This window comes from Streptomyces sp. TLI_146 (assembly GCF_002846415.1).
Lineage (GTDB): Bacteria > Actinomycetota > Actinomycetes > Streptomycetales > Streptomycetaceae > Streptomyces.
Genome location: NZ_PJMX01000001.1, coordinates 1,413,220 through 1,427,621 on the forward strand (window position 1 = coordinate 1,413,220; position 14,402 = coordinate 1,427,621).

A 14,402-nucleotide genomic window follows, 5' to 3' on the forward strand; every position below is an offset into this window, starting at 1 on the left:
GCCCCAGTACCTCGTAGCGCAGCGGATGACTTGGTCGTGCACAGGACAGGGACACGTGACGCAACCCCCTTGAATGCATGCCGGGCATTCAACTAGTTCGGATCTCCCCGTTCACCCCAGGCTCTCGCGCCCAAGGTGCACGCGATTGCCGATAAACATCGTAGTCGAGCAGTCGTTACGTAACCATTAAAAGGGCGCTAACACCCGGAGCGCAGCACCCAGGGGCCATTTCGGCCATCAAACAGCGGGAATTCGATTATTAATTCCGGGGGCGGTATACACAGCGCCCGAGGCGGGCGGCCCGGGGACACCGGGGCCGCCCGCCTCGGGCGTGCCTGTGCGAACGGTCAGACGGACGGCGCCGGTTGGGACTCCGGGGCCCCGGCCGGCGAGGTCTCGGCGAGCCAGGAGAAGACCCGGTCGTGGAAGAGGGTCATGGAGCCGGAGTGGCAGTGGGCTCCCCCGCCCTCGTCGGCGGTGAAGACGTGCAGGGTCTTGGGTCCGTTGAGGCCCGTGTACACCTTCTTCGCGTGTTCCAGACCGGCGAAGAACATGTCCTCCTCGGCGTCGAGCACCAGGACCGGACAGCGCACCTGCCCGACCACGTCCGCGAGGCCGAACGCGGGCATCCGGCGCAGCAGTTCGGAGGGGCTCTGGGCCCCGAACGTCCACATCGCCTGCCGCAGCAGCCAGCGCGTGAAGGTCTGCTGGACCGCGATCCCGTACATCACCGGGTTGGCGAAGTCGTCGCAGCCCTGCTCCACCCACTCGTGGACGAACGGCGGCAGCCACACCACGTCCCCGAGCTGCCAGACCGCGTCATGGGCGACGCACCCGGCGAGCCGGTGCTCGAACGCGGCGGCCCGGACGGCGAGCAGCCCCCCGAGGCTGGTCCCCACCAGGGTGACGCGCTCGGGGTCCACCCCCGGCTGGGCCAGGGCGAAGTCGACCACGGGCGTGACCACCTCCTCCCAGTCCGGCCGGAAGGTGAGCCCCTGCTCGCGCAGGACCGAGCCCTGCCCGGGCCCCTCGAAGCAGAGGACGTGGTAACCGCGCGCCTGGGCGGCGGCCGCGATGAAGAAGTAGCCCTCTTCGAGCGTGGAGTCGATGCCGCCGTGGTGGATCAGGGTCGGGCGCGGCCCGGCGGAGTCGTCGGCGCGGTAGAAGTAGCCGGGCAGCGAGCCGTCCCCGTACGGGATGCGGACGAACTCCGGCGGGCGCTCCATGAGCCCGGCCGCCTCGGCGAAGGTCTCCTTGGAGAGCCGCATCAGCCGCGCCGCCTCGGGGTCGTGCAGCGGGTCGTCGCGCAGGAAGAACTCGGCGGTGCGGTAGTACGTGTGGGCCCGCAGCAGTGCCGCGCGGGCGTCGAGGGTGCGGTGCTGGGCGAGCGCGGCGGTGGCGAGGCCGTGGACGCGCTCGGCCAGCGCGGTCCACTCGCGCCGCCAGGCGTCCGTGTCGCCGCCGGGGATGCGCGAGGCGACGGCGATGACCTCGCCGAGCTGGGCTCCGCCGAAGTCGGCGTAGCCGGCCGCCCGTAGGGCCTGGTAGTCGAAGGCGGGGTCGTCGAAGAGGAACTTCATGGTTGCGGCTCCTGCGTGGGGAGGCGGTTCGGTACCCGTCCGCTCAGCGGACGGGCGGATGGCGCTGCGGCCGACCAGTGCGTGCGCCCGGGCACCCGGTTCCCGGTCCGGTGGGCGCGGCCCGGCTACCGGGGTCCGGGGTTGCTCCGGGTGCCGTCGAGGAAGGTGTCCACGATCGCCTCGGCGAACGCGGCGGACTCCACCGGCCGCTGGCGCAGGATCAGCCGCGCGAGCATCGGGCCGGTCAGCAGTTCGATGGCCTGGTCGACGTCGAGGCCGGGGCGCAGCTCTCCGCTGTCCAGCCCGTCGCGCAGCACCTGCCGCATGGCGTCCCTCCGTGCGGCGACCGCGGTGCCCTCATACGCCTCGACCAGCTGCGGCCGGTGCACCGCCTCGCCGAGGAGGCCGGCCAGCAGGCGGTGCAGATTGGTGTCCTGGCCGCGGTGGCGGATCTGGTCGACCAGGTCCACCAGACGCTCCCGCAGGGGCAGTCCGTCCGAGGGGGTGACGGGAACGTCGAGGCTGCTCAGGGCCGCGAGCACCAGCTCTTCCTTGTTGCGCCAGCGGCGGTAGATGGTGGCGCGGGCGACCCCGGCCCGCTGGGCCACCAGGTCCATCGACAGCGCGCTGAAGCTGCACCCCTCGCCCAGCAGGCCGAGGGTGCTCTCCAGGATCGCCCGGTCGGCCGCGGGGTCGCGCTGGCGCCCGCCGCGGGCGGGGCGCCGCGCGGGCGGCGCGGGGGCGTGCCCGTCCCCGGTCGCGGGGACGGGCCGGAGGCCGGCGGGCGCGGCGCCCTCGGCCTCCGGTGGAACGGGTGGTGGCATGTTCAGACCTCCGAGGAGTGGTGGACCCGGGTGGGCTCGTCCGCCCCGGCGTGCTCGTCCGGGGTACGGGCGGGCAGCAGGAGCAGGCTGACCAGGGCGCCGAGGAAGGTGACCCCGGCGGCGACCAGTGCGGTGACGTGCATCGCGGAGACGAACGAGTCGACGGCGTGGCCCGCGAGGGAGGCGCCGCGCGGGCCGAGCGCGTCGGCCGCGGCGAGGCTGCTCTGCACGGACTCCCCTGCCTTGTCGCGCAGTTGGTGCGGCACGGCTCCCAGGTGGTCCGACATCCGCGAGCGGTACGCGGTGGAGAGCACCGAGCCGAGGACGGCGACGCCGAGCGCCCCGCCCACCTGGCGGAAGGTGGTGTTGACGGCCGATCCGGTGCCCGCGCGCTGCCGGGGCAGGGCCGACATGACGGCGGCCGTGGCGGGCGGCATCACACAGGCGATGCCCACGCCCAGGACGAAGAAGACGGATTCGAGCAGCCACAGCGAGGTGTGCTCGTCGACGGTGGCCACGGTGACGAACGCCAGCGTGGTCAGCAGCATCCCGGCGGTGCACACCGGGCGCACCCCGACGCGCTTGGCCGCGAGCGTGGCGGGCGGCGAGAACGCCAACTGGGCCACGGCCAGCGGCAGCAGGCAGTACCCGGCCTGCAGGGGCGTCCAGCCGCGCACGCTCTGCAGATAGAAGACCAGGAAGAAGGTGGCGCCCAGCAGCGCGAAGAACACCAGGCCGATCACGGTCACGGCGGCCGAGAAGCGCGGGACGCGGAACAGCGCGATGTCGAGGGCCGGGCGCTCGGCCCGCCGCTCCCAGCCGACGAAGACCGCCAGCACGACGAGCCCGCCGAGCATCGTCCCCCACACCCGCCCCGCCGCCCAGTCGTCCGACTCGCCGCCCTGGATCACCCCGTACACGAGCAGGGTCAGACCCGCCACGGACAGGGCCACGCCCAGCGGGTCGAAGCCGCCGCGCCCGGGGTCCCTGGACTCCGGCACGACGACCAGCGCGGCGACGGTGCCGACCACGACGATCGGGATGTTGATGAGGAAGACCGAGCCCCACCAGAAGTGCTCCAGGAGCGCGCCGCCGGTGATGGGTCCGACGGCGACCGCCAGACCGGCCGCGCCCGCCCAGATGCCCACGGCCTTGGCGTGTTCGGCGGGCGGGAAGACGTTCATGATGATCGCCAGCGTCGCGGGCATCACCAGGGCGCCGCCGACGCCGAGTCCGGCGCGGGCGGCGATGAGTTCGCCCGCGCTGCCCGCGTACGCGGACCACAGCGAGCAGCCGCCGAAGACGACGAGCCCGGTCACCAGCGTGCGTTTGCGCCCCCAGCGGTCGGCCAGCACTCCGGTGCTGAACAGGAGGGCCGCGAAGACGAGCGTGTACGAGTCCACCGACCACTGGAGTGCGCCGGAGGAGGCGCCCAGGCCCTGGGGTGCGGGCTCGGCGAGCGTCTTGAGCGCGACGTTGAGGATCGATGTGTCGAGGACCACGAGCAGGAGGGTGACGACGAGTACGCCCAGTACCCACCAGCGGTGGGCGGCGGCCTGGTCCTGCTCGGCCTTGCGGGGTTCGAGCTGAGTGGTCACGGGATGCCGCTCCTCGGAAGGAAGAGGGTGTTGCGTGAACTGCCGTCCATGGCTGTGCGGTTGACGACGCTAGACCCGGCCGCCAATCGAGTCAATGGCGTATCGAAACAGTGCTGACTCATATCTGGGCGACGGGAGAGTGAGGAGAGCTTGCGGCACTGGGTGCCAACTCCTCCTCCCTCCGCGTGTGAACACCCCTCACACTCCCCCTCCCCCACGCACCCTGCGGGAACCTCCGAAGCTGCGACGTGCACCTCAAGGCTGCCTTTACACGTCCTTTTCGCTTCCCACCAACGATGGTTCGACGGATGGCACTTGGTGCCGCGCCAGCACGGACAGACCGACAGGGGAAGAGATGCACCAGACGTTGACCGAGGCCGTACGCGCCGGAGCCGAGCAGCACCCCGAGCGGCCCGCGTTCGTGTACCTGCACGAGGACGGCCGGACCATGCGGCCCGAGGAGCTCACCTACGCCGAACTGGACCGCCGCGCCCGGCTGATCGCCACCCGGCTGCGCCAGGAGTCGCTGGGCGACCCGACCCGCCCGGTACTGCTGCTCTATCCGCCCACGCTCGACTTCGTCACCGCGTTCCTCGGCTGCTTCTACGCCGGGCGCACGGCCATCCCGGCGCCGCTGCCGGACGAGCCGGGCGAGCGCCTGGCCCGGGTCAGCGGCATCCTGCGGGACGCCTCGGTGGGCGCGGTCCTGACGCTGCCCGAGCACCGCCAGGGGCTCGCCGCCTGGCTGGCCGCCTCCGGGGAGCAGGACGTGGTGTGCCTCGCGCCCGAGGACGACGGCGAGGACCCCTCGCTGTGGTTCCCGCCGCAGGTACGCGCAGACGACATCGCCTTCCTCCAGTACAGCTCGGGCTCCACCAGCCAGCCCAAGGGCGTCATGGTCACGCACGCCAACCTGGCCGCCAACCAGGAGGCCATCCACCACGCCATGCTCACCACGCCGGGCGTCGTCACCGGCAGCTGGCTGCCGCTCTACCACGACATGGGCCTCATCGGGATGACGCTGCACCCGCTGTGGATGGGCGGCACCAGCGTCCAGATGTCGCCGATCTCCTTCATCAAGCAGCCGCACCGCTGGCTGCGGATGATCCACGACTACCGCGTCGAGGGCACCGCCTCGCCCGACTTCGGGTACGAGCTGTGCGCCCGCCGCACCACCGACGAGCAGGCCGAGGGGCTCGACCTGTCCAGTCTGCGGGTGGCGCTCAACGGCGCCGAGCCGGTGCGCGCCGCCACCATCCGCACCTTCACCGCGCGCTTCGCCGCCCAGGGGCTGCGCCCCGAGGCGCTGTTCCCCTGCTACGGGCTGGCCGAGAACACCCTGCTGGCCTCCGCCGGGGACACCACCGCCCCGCACGTCGAACTCAGCGTGGACGCGCATCTGCTGGAGCAGCACGAGCTGCGGCCCGCCCGCCCCGACCGCACCTCCAGGACGCTGGTGGGCTGCGGCGCGCCGGCCGGGAGCGAGGTGCTGGTGGTCGACCCCATGACGCGCCAGGCGCTGGCGGACGGCCAGGTCGGCGAGATCTGGCTGCGCGGCCCGTCCGTGGCGCGCGGCTACTGGAACCGCCCCGAGGCCACCGAGGAGATCTTCCGCGCCGAGACCGCCGACGGCCGCTCCGGCTATCTGCGCACCGGCGACCTCGGCGGCCTTGTCGGCGGGGAGCTGTTCGTCACCGGCCGCATCAAGGAGATGCTCATCCACCACGGCCGCAACCTCTACCCGCAGGACATCGAGCAGGCCGTGCAGGACTCGGGGCCCGCCCTGCGGCGCGGCGGCGGGGCGGTGTTCACCGTCGGCGACGAGGAGGGAGAGCGCTCGCACGTCGTGGTGGTGCAGGAGGTCCGCCCCGACCCACAGGGCGAGCACGACCTGCCCGCCCTCGCGGCCTCCGTCCAGACGGTCCTCAGCCGCCGGTTCCAGCTCCCCGCCGCCAGTGTGGTCCTGGTGCGCCCCGGCGCGGTCCGCAAGACCACCAGCGGCAAGACCCAGCGCACCCTGATGCGCCGGCTGTTCCTCGACGGCGCCCTGTCCGTACTCCACCAGCGCCTGGAACGGCCGGTCGCGGAGCTCGTCGCCCGCCCGGCCGAGACCCCCGAGCACTCCGCTCCGCTGGCCGCCCCCGGCCGCTGAGCCCGCCCGGCCCACCGAGCGCCCCCAAGGAAGAGGTACCTCATGTCCATCGCCCCCGACACCCGCACCGCGATCCGCCCGCAGACCCCGGTCCTCGCCCCCGCGGACCTGGAGAAGTGGCTCATCGACCGGGTGGCCTTCCATCTGCACCGGCCCGCCCGGGAGATAGACCCGACGACCCCGCTCGCCGACTACGGCATCGACTCGGTGGCCGCCATCGGCATCTGCGGCGAGATAGAGGAGCGCCATCTGCTGGCGGTCCCGCCGACCCTCGCGTACGACTTCCCGACGGTACGTGCCATCGCCGGGCACCTGGCCGAGCTGCTCGCCGTGGGGGAAACCGGGGGCGCCTCATGAGCGCACCCGAACCGGTCGCGGTCGTCGGGCTCGACTGCCGCTTCCCCGGGGCCCGGGACGCAGGCGAGTTCTGGAATCTCCTGATGGAGGGCCGGGACGGCACCCGGCGCGTCCCCGAGGAGCGCTGGGAGGCGGACCGCTACATGCTCGCCGACCCGGCCGCACCGGGCGAGGCCCGGCCGCCCGGCCGCTCCAACACCGTGCGCGGCGGTTTCATCGACGACCCGGACGCCTTCGACCCCGCCTTCTTCGGGATCTCGCCGCGCGAGGCGGCCGCCATGGACCCCCAGCAGCGGCTGCTGCTCCAGTGCTCCTGGCGCGCCATCGAAGACGCGGCGGTGGCCCCCGAGGACCTGGCCGGCACCGACACGGGCGTGTTCGTGGGGGTGATGGCCAACGAGTGGGCCCACCTCCAACTGGCCGACTACGACGGGATCACCGCCCGGCACGGCTCCGGCAACGGCTACTTCATGGGCGCCAACCGCGTCTCGTACCACCTGGACCTCAAGGGTCCCAGCCTGGCCGTGGACACGGCCTGCTCGTCCTCGCTGGTCGCCCTGCACCTCGCCTCCGGCGCGCTGCGCGCGGGCGACTGCGACTACGCGTTGGCCGGGGGCACCAACCTGATCATGACGCCCGTCCTCAACATCTTCTACACCCAGGCGGGCCTGTCCGCGCCCGACGGCCGCTGCAAGCCGTTCAGCGCCTCGGCCGACGGCATCGGGCGCGCCGAGGGCGTCGCCGTACTCGTGCTGCGCCGGCTCGCCGACGCGCTCGCCGACCGCCAGCCCGTCTACGCGGTGCTGCGCGGCACCGGCGTCAACCAGGACGGCCGCAGCAACGGCATCACCGCGCCCAACCGCTGGGCCCAGCAGCAGCTGATCGAGCGGGTCTGGCGCTCGGCCGAGGTCGGCGCCGACGACATCGGGTTCATCGAGGCGCACGGCACCGGCACCCTCCTCGGCGACATGATGGAGGCCCAGGCGCTCGGCCACCTCACCAGCGGCCGCAGCGGCGGCAGCGTCGCGCTCGGCTCGGTCAAGAGCAACTTCGGGCACGCCGAGGGCGCCGCCGGGATCGCCGGGGTCGTCAAGACGGTCCTGGCGCTGCACCACCGCACGGTGCCGCCCAGCCGTTTCGCCGACGACGAGAACCCCAAGCTCCAACTGCCCGACCGGCGCCTGTCGTTGCTCAGGTCCCCGATGCGGTTGCCGTCCGGCACCGTGCACGCCGCCGTCAGCAGCTTCGGCATGGGCGGCACCAACGCGCACGCCGTGCTCTCCTCCCCGCCGCGCGCGGTCCACCGCTCCGGCGAGCGGGTCCCGGGGGTGTTCACCGTCTCCGCCCGCTCCGCGCGCCAGCTGCGCCCCAATCTGCTGGCCCAGGCCGACGCGCTGGCCCGGCTGCCCGAGGACCGGCTCGCCCAGCTGTGCTGGACCAGCAACCGCGTCAAGTCCCGGCTGCCGCACCGCGTCGCCGTCGCCGCGGGCGATCTGGCGTCCGTGGTGGCCGGGCTGCGCAAGGCCGCCGAGCGCACCCACGACGAGGAGGGCGGGGTGCCGCGCACGGCGCCCACGGTGGCGTTCGCGTTCACCGGACAGGGCGCCCAGCACCCCGGCATGGCCGCCTCCTGGTACGCCTCCTCCCCCGTCTACGCCCGCCTCTTCGACGAGATCGACGAGCATCTGGCCGGCCACCTCGGCCTCTCGGTGCGCGACGCGGTCCTGGCGGGCGATGCGGGGGTGCACCGCACGGGCCTCGCCCAGCCCGCGCTCTTCGCGGTCGAGTACGCGATGGCGGGCGCCCTGATCGACGCCGGGATCCGGCCCGCCGCCGTCATCGGCCACAGCATCGGCGAGTTCGCCGCCGCGTGCGCGGCCGGCGTGCTCGAAGCGGCCGACGCGGCCCGCCTGGTCGCCCGCCGGGGCGCGCTCATGGAGGCGCTCCCGGACGGCGGCGGCATGCTCGCCGTACCGCTGCCCGAGGCGGAGGTGGCGGCGCTGCTCACCGATCCCGCGCGGCTGTGCGTCGCGGCCGTCAACGGTCCGCGCAGCACCGTGGTCGCCGGTGGTCTCGACGAACTCGCCCTGCTGCGCACCGCGTTGGCCGACCGGGGCGTCAACGCCCGCCCGCTGACCGTCTCGCACGCCTTCCACTCCCCGCTGATGCGGCCCGCCGTCGAGCCGTTCCGGCACGAGGGCGCGGACGTGGCGGCGGGCGCCCCCTCGGTGCCGGTCTTCTCGACCGTGTACGGGCGGGTCATGGGCGGCGAGGAGCGCATGGACGCCGACTACTGGGCAGAGCAGATCACCGCGCCGGTGCGGTTCGCCGACGCCGCCGCCGAACTCTTCTCGTCCGGCGTCACCCACATCGTCGAGATCGGCCCGCGCGCCGTGCTCACCCCCATGCTCGCCCGGCTCAGGCCGGCCGACGCGGACCCGGTGAGCTGCCTCGCCGCCCACCCCGGCGACCGCGCGCCCCGCCACCCGCTGCACCATCTGCTCGGGCAGCTGTGGAGCGCCGGGGCCGATCCCACCTGGGACAGCCTGTACCCGGACGCGGACCGCGTGCCGCGCCGGCTGCCGCCGTACGTCTTCGACGACAGCTTCCGCGCCTGGCGCTCCGCCACCGCCCCCGAACCGGCCGCGCCCCACCTCCCCGCCGTGCAGGCGGCGGCCGCGCGAGGGCCGATGGCGGACCGCGCCGACACGTGCCCGCCGACCCCGGACGGCGGTTCCCCCCACGGGGTGTCCGAGGTGACGCGCCGTCTGGTGTGCCGGGTCGGCGGGCACGACCCCTCGGCGGTACGGGACCGCTCCCGCCTCGCCGAGGACCTCGGCTTCGACTCGATCCAGGTCATGGAGCTCAAGACCCGCATCGAGAACGAGCTGCCCGAGCTCGGCAGCCTGCCCGTCGATGAGCTGCTCGCGAGCCTGGAGACGGTGGGCGACCTCGCCCGCTATCTGGGCGAGCGCCTCCTCGTACCGACTGCCCCGACCGCACCGTCCGCCCCGGAAGGACCGCGCACATGAGTCCGTCACCCGCTCCCGTCGCCCACCTGGTCTCGGTCGGCACCTGCCTGCCGGGGGAACCGGTGGACAACGCCACCCTGGCCAAGCTCGTCGGTGTCGACGAGCAGTGGGCCGAGATGTTCATCGGCAACGTCAGCCGGCACTTCGCCGTCGACCTGGCGACCGGCCAGGTCCGCCACTCCCTCGCGGACATCGCGGCGACCGCGGCGGACCGGGCGCTGGCCGCGGCGGGCCTGGAGGCCGTCGACATCGACTGCGTCGTCATGGGCACCGCCACCCCGGACCAGCTGATGCCCGCCACCGTCAACCTGGTCGCGGACCGCCTCGGCATCGACAACGTGCCCACCTACCAGCTCCAGTCCGGCTGCGCCGGAGCCGTACAGGCACTCGACGTGGCCCGCACCCTGCTCCTCGCCGGGCGCTGCTCGACGGTCCTGGTGATCGGCGGCGACGTCTGCGCCAAGCACCTGGAGACGGACTTCGACCCCGGCTCGCGCACTCCCGGCGAGCTCGTCAACTACATCCTGTTCGGCGACGGGGCGGGCGCGGCCGTGCTCAGCGCCGAGTCCTTCGGGGAGCGCGTGGAGATCCGCCAGGTCCTCAACCGCCTGGTGGGCCTGGGCAAGGCGCCCGGCCAGGTCATCGACTGGTTCGGCCTGGGCGACCGGCACAGCGACCGCGTCGCGGTCTCCGAGGACTACAAGGCGATCGAGGCGGCGGTGCCGGTCCTCGCCACCCAGATGTTCTGGGAGCTCATCGGGGACGTCGGCTGGACGGCCGACCAGGTGGACTATCTGCTGCCGCCCCAGCTCTCCGGCCGGATGAGCGACCGCATCTCCGACGCGATGCCCGCCCCGCTCGCCCAGCGCGTCAACGTGGTGCGCACGGTCGGCAACAACGGCAACGCCCTGCCCTTCCTCCAGCTCGCCGAGCTGCTCGGCCAGTGGCAGGGCGGCGGGCGGGCGGTCACCGTCGCCGTGGAGTCCAGCAAGTGGATCAAGTCCGGCATCGCCCTGGAGCGCGCATGACCACGATCACGACCGACGCCCCTTCGACCGGCGGCAGCTGGCAGGACCCGGAGGCGCTGCGCACCCTGCGCGACCTGTACGCCGCCGGGCGCCTGGAGGCCGAGTACCCCTCGGTACGGCCGCTGCTCGCCCGGCTTCCCGAGCGGCAACTGCCCGCCGCGGGCCAGCTGCTCGCCCGGCTCGACCGCGACGGCGTCGTCCGCCACCACGCCGACGTGCCCGTGGTGACCGTCGCCGTCACCGGCCAGTCGACCGTCGCCCCGCTGGTCGCCCCGCTCACCGCGGAGCTGGCGCGCCACGGGCTACTGCTCGACCCGGTGGTCTCGCCGTACGGCTCGTATCTGGCAGACCTGCTCGGGCCCGGCGGCGCCGAGCCGGAGCGGCGGCCCCGTCTCACGCTGTGCCTGCTGGACGCGCACACCGTCTTCGAAGAAGTGCCGCTGCCCTGGCGGGTGGAGGACGTCGAGGCCGCGGCCCGGTCCCGGCTCGCCCTGATCTCCCGGGCCGTGCGGGCCCACCAGGACGGCGGGCGCGGCCCGTTGGTCCTCAACACGGTTCCGCTGCTGCACCGCCACGCCCGCCAGGTGGTGGACCTGCGCTCCCGGGCCCGCCTCGGCGTGGTGTGGCGCGAGTTCAACAGCGGGCTGCTCGCGCTCGCCGAGGAGCACCCCGGGCTGATCGTCGTCGACCTGGACCCGCTGGTCGCCCAGGGGACACCCGCGTACGAGCCGCGCACGGGTCTGTACGCCAAGGCGCGCCTCGCCGAGGGACTGCTCGCGAGCTACGCCCGGGACGTCGGCCACCTCGTCACCGGGCTGCTCGGCCGGACCCGCAAGTGCCTCGTCCTCGATCTGGACGGGACGCTGTGGGGCGGGGTGCTCGGCGAGGACGGCATGGACGGCATCGAGCTCGGCGGCGGGTTCCGCGGCGAGGCGTTCGCCGAGTTCCAGCGTGTGCTGGCCCAGCTCGGCTCGCAGGGGGTGCTGCTCGCCGTCAGCAGCAAGAACGACGACGCCAAGGTGCGCGAGGCGCTGCGCGAGCATCCCTCGATGCTGCTGCGCGAGGACGACTTCGTCCGCGTCAACGCCAACTGGTCGGCCAAGCACGACAATCTGCGCGACATCGCGGAGCGGGTCGGGATCGGTCTGGACAGCTTCGTCTTCGTCGACGACAGCACCTTCGAGTGCGGTCTGGTGCGCGAGCAGCTGCCGCAGGTCGCGGTGGTCCGGGTCGACGAGGAGCCGGCCCTGCACCCGGCCGCGCTGCTCGCGGACGGCTGGTTCGACCTGCCCGTGCTCACCGACGAGGACCGCGAGCGGGCGGGCCGCTACCGCACGGAGGCCAGGCGGCAGGAGTTCCGCGAGGACACCGGCTCGTACCAGGACTATCTGGACGGTCTGGGCATCGAGGTCACCGTGCGTCCGCCGGAGCCCGCCGAGCTGTCCCGGGTCTCCCAGCTCACCCTGCGCACCAACCAGTTCCACCTCGCCCCCGAACGCCTGCAACTGCCGCAGGTACGGGAGTGGGCCGAGCGGCCGGACCGCGCCGTGCTGGTGGTGCGCGCCCGCGACCGGTTCGGCGACCACGGCCTGGTCGGCGCGGTGTTCCTGCGCCGCGACGCGGAGGACCTGCACATCGACAACTACGTGCTGAGCTGCCGGGTGTTCTCGCGCGGCATCGAGAGCGCCTGCCTGGCGGCCGTCCTGGAGCACGCGGCGGCCTCCGGCGCGCACGGCGTGCTCGCCCGCCACCGGCCCACCCCGCGCAACGCCGCCTTCGCCTCCTTCTACATCGCCCACGGCTTCGTCCCCACGGGCGTCGCCCCCGACGACCCCGCCACCGTCGTCTTCCGCCACGCCCTGCGCGACATCACGCCCGCCCCCGCCCATCTGCGGCTGCACACCGCCTTCGAGGAGAACTGACCATGACCGCCACCGCCATCGCCGACGCCGCCGGGTTCTGCGCGCTCCTGGAGGACGAACTCGGTATCCGCCTCGCCCCCGAGGACCTCGACCGCCCCCTCGACGACGTGGCCGAGTGGGACTCGGTCCATCTGCTGCGCCTGGTCACCGTGGTGGAGAACGTCACCGGCCGCCGTGTCCCGGTGGCCGACCTCCTGGAGGCCGCGACCTTCCAGCAGATGTACGAGGTGGTGCGCGCGTGACCGGCCCCGCCACGGCCGCCCCGGCGGGCTGCCTCGTCCGGGCGCCGCGCGAGGACGCGGCGCTGCGGCTGTTCTGCTTCCACCACGCGGGCGGCGGGGCGTCCTTCTACGCCCCGTGGCCCGCGCGGGTGGCGCCCGGCGTCGACGTCCTGCCGGTGCAGTTGCCCGGCCGCGAAGCACGGTTCCGCGAGCGGCGGTTCCAGGACGCGGGAGCGCTGGCCGAGGCCCTCGCCGATGAGCTCGCCCCGTGGCTGGACCGCCCGTACGCGGTGTACGGGCACAGCATGGGCGCGCTGATCGGCTTCGCGGTGGCGGCGGCCCGGATGCGGGTGGGGGGCCGGGCGCCGCTCGCGCTGTACGTCGGCGCGTACGCGGCCCCGCACCTCACCCCGCCGCTGCCGCCCGCCGACCTGTACGGCGACGCGGACCTGGCCCGCCTCCTGGTGGACATCGGCGGGCTGCACCCGCAGTTCCTGGGCCGCGACGACTGGCTGCGCGCGCTGCTGCCCATCGTCCGGGACGACCTGCGGATCTGCGCCAGCCACCGGGAGGCGGGGCTGCCCGACCCGGACGATGCCGAGCAGCGGCTGCCGCTCGACATCCGGGCGTTCGCGGGCGCGGACGACGCCCTCGTGGACCCCGCCGCGGTCCGCGCCTGGGAGCGGTACGCGCGCGACTTCCGGCTGACCACCGTGCCCGGGGGCCACTTCTTCCCGCGCGAAGCCCCCGAGCCGTTCTTCGAGGAGCTCAACCGCTCGCTGGCCGGGCTGCTCACCGAGGCGCGGCGGGCCCCCACGTGACGGAGCCCCTCAGCGCGGCCGGACCACGCGCGGCACCCCGGCCATGCGCCGCCGGGCCTCCTCCGCGTTCTTCTCGTACAGCGTGCGCTGCTCGTCCACGCCCGGCATGACCCACAGCGGGCGCGAGGAGCCGTCGGCGAAGGCGAGCCCCTCGGTGTCGGGCCGCAGCCCGGTGACGGTGAGCGCGAACGGCTCCTGGTAGTCGACGGCGCCGTCGGACGTGAGGCGGAAGGGGCGGTCGTGGCCCGGGTAGATGACATCGGCCGCCCCCACCACCCGGTCGATGCTGCGGGCCGCGAGCTCGGCGTCCCAGAAGACCAGCGGGTTGCGGCGCGTCGTGGCCACATACGCGAAGTGCAGGGCGTCTCCGGTGATCGCGGCCACCCCGGCGTCGGTGTCGACCAGGACGCCGATGCTGCCGGGCGAGTGGCCTGGCAGGGCGATGACGCGGACGCCGGGCAGGATCTCCTCGCCGTCCGCCACCTCCCGGACCGGCAGCTGTTCGAGCAGCAGGCCGGTCCAGGCGGGGGTCGCCCAGTCGTTGGAGTGCGGCGCGTGGGCGTAGCGCCGCTCGTCGCCGTGGAGGAGCAGCTCGGCGCGCGGGAACAGGTCGATGTTCTGTACGTGGTCCCAGTGGGCGTGGGTGAGCACCACTATGTCGATGTCCGCCGCCGTCAGGCCGTGCGCCGCGAGCGCCGCCCACAGATGGGGGCGGCGTCCGACGTGGGCGGCGTCGACGAGGACGGTGCGCGGGCGGCCGGTGGCGTCGGCGCCCCGGACGAGGAAGACCCCGCAGAAGGCGGGGTAGCCCTGGTCGGTGTCGATGGCGAAGCCGGGCAGGAGAATGTCGATCGTCGGCATGGAACT

General features: G+C 73.8%; 11 protein-coding genes. 7 read left to right on the plus strand and 4 right to left on the minus strand.

Going from position 1 to position 14,402, the window contains the following annotated elements; genetic code table 11:
- Positions 1-347: 347 nt before the first annotated feature.
- The 3 genes from BX283_RS06525 to BX283_RS06535 all read right to left on the minus strand — a co-directional run bounded on the left by BX283_RS06525 (position 348) and on the right by BX283_RS06535 (position 4,002).
- Positions 348-1,580, minus strand: coding sequence for a S9 family peptidase (locus BX283_RS06525; protein WP_101386698.1), 1,233 nt, complete (start codon positions 1,578-1,580; stop codon positions 348-350).
- A 125-nt stretch (positions 1,581-1,705) separates the two neighbouring features.
- Positions 1,706-2,404 carry a TetR/AcrR family transcriptional regulator gene (locus tag BX283_RS06530; RefSeq protein ID WP_101386699.1) on the minus strand — a complete coding sequence of 233 codons (699 nt, stop codon included), beginning with the start codon at positions 2,402-2,404 and terminating at the stop codon, positions 1,706-1,708.
- Between the two features lie 2 nt (positions 2,405-2,406).
- A complete protein-coding gene (locus tag BX283_RS06535) occupies positions 2,407-4,002 on the minus strand; it encodes a DHA2 family efflux MFS transporter permease subunit (RefSeq protein ID WP_101386700.1) in 1,596 nt (531 codons plus the stop codon).
- A gap of 355 nt (positions 4,003-4,357) precedes the next feature.
- On the opposite strand from BX283_RS06535, the gene BX283_RS06540 reads away from it, so the two are divergent.
- Genes BX283_RS06540 through BX283_RS06565 form a run of 7 tightly spaced genes read left to right on the plus strand, consistent with a single transcriptional unit; the run spans position 4,358 to position 13,535 of the window.
- Positions 4,358-6,154 (plus strand): fatty acyl-AMP ligase, encoded by a 1,797-nt coding sequence (locus BX283_RS06540; protein WP_180357081.1) that lies wholly within the window; start codon positions 4,358-4,360, stop codon positions 6,152-6,154.
- 42 nt (positions 6,155-6,196) lie between these two features.
- Complete coding sequence (locus BX283_RS06545; RefSeq protein ID WP_101386702.1) at positions 6,197-6,511, plus strand: acyl carrier protein; 315 nt, start codon at positions 6,197-6,199, stop codon at positions 6,509-6,511.
- The gene (locus BX283_RS06550; protein WP_101386703.1) at positions 6,508-9,543 is read left to right on the plus strand and encodes a type I polyketide synthase; all 3,036 of its coding nucleotides are present in this window, start codon (positions 6,508-6,510) and stop codon (positions 9,541-9,543) included. Before BX283_RS06545 ends, BX283_RS06550 begins: the two co-directional genes overlap by 4 nt.
- Positions 9,540-10,571 (plus strand): 3-oxoacyl-ACP synthase III family protein, encoded by a 1,032-nt coding sequence (locus BX283_RS06555; RefSeq protein ID WP_101386704.1) that lies wholly within the window; start codon positions 9,540-9,542, stop codon positions 10,569-10,571. The genes BX283_RS06550 and BX283_RS06555 overlap by 4 nt, the downstream gene beginning before the upstream one ends.
- Positions 10,568-12,493: an HAD family hydrolase gene (locus BX283_RS06560; protein ID WP_101386705.1), complete on the plus strand. Its 1,926-nt coding sequence runs from the start codon at positions 10,568-10,570 to the stop codon at positions 12,491-12,493. Before BX283_RS06555 ends, BX283_RS06560 begins: the two co-directional genes overlap by 4 nt.
- A gap of 2 nt (positions 12,494-12,495) precedes the next feature.
- The gene (locus BX283_RS40525) at positions 12,496-12,735 is read left to right on the plus strand and encodes an acyl carrier protein (protein ID WP_180357082.1); all 240 of its coding nucleotides are present in this window, start codon (positions 12,496-12,498) and stop codon (positions 12,733-12,735) included.
- Positions 12,732-13,535, plus strand: coding sequence for a thioesterase II family protein (locus BX283_RS06565; protein ID WP_180357083.1), 804 nt, complete (start codon positions 12,732-12,734; stop codon positions 13,533-13,535). The genes BX283_RS40525 and BX283_RS06565 overlap by 4 nt, the downstream gene beginning before the upstream one ends.
- 9 nt (positions 13,536-13,544) lie before the next feature.
- Here the strand turns inward: BX283_RS06565 and BX283_RS06570 are convergent, their stop codons facing one another.
- The gene (locus tag BX283_RS06570) at positions 13,545-14,396 is read right to left on the minus strand and encodes an MBL fold metallo-hydrolase (protein ID WP_101386707.1); all 852 of its coding nucleotides are present in this window, start codon (positions 14,394-14,396) and stop codon (positions 13,545-13,547) included.
- Positions 14,397-14,402 lie beyond the last annotated feature (6 nt).